This is a genomic window from Streptomyces sp. MMG1533, from assembly GCF_001279775.1.
In the GTDB taxonomy this organism is placed as follows: Bacteria; Actinomycetota; Actinomycetes; order Streptomycetales; family Streptomycetaceae; genus Streptomyces.
The window spans coordinates 1-398 of the sequence record NZ_LGDG01000131.1; the positions used below are offsets into that span (position 1 = coordinate 1).

The window sequence follows — 398 nt, forward strand, 5'->3', positions numbered from 1 at the left end:
GACGCCGGGATGCTCGACAACGTGTGGACCCTGGTCATCCTCTACACCGCCATGAACCTGCCGATCGCGGTATGGATGATGCGCTCCTTCCTCGCCGAAGTCCCCAAGGAAATCCTCGAAGCCGCCGAGGTCGACGGCGCGGGCCTGCTCACCGTGCTGTGGCGCGTCGTCGCACCCGTCGCCATGCCCGGACTCGCCGCCACCTCGCTGATCTGCTTCATCTTCAGCTGGAACGAGTTCATGTTCGCCGTCAACCTCACCGCCACCCAGGCCTCCACCGCCCCGGTCTTCCTCGTCGGCTTCATCACCAACGAAGGCCTCTTCCTCGCCCGGCTCTGCGCCGCCGCCACCCTGGTCTCCCTGCCCGTCCTCATCGCCGGTTTCGCCGCCCAGGACAA

Annotated in this window: 1 protein-coding gene; it reads left to right on the top strand. The window is 66.6% G+C overall.

Features of this window, described 5'->3' with window-relative positions:
• Window positions 1-398: carbohydrate ABC transporter permease (locus ADK57_RS15400; RefSeq protein ID WP_159050065.1), on the top strand; the 398-nt coding region annotated here is incomplete at both ends.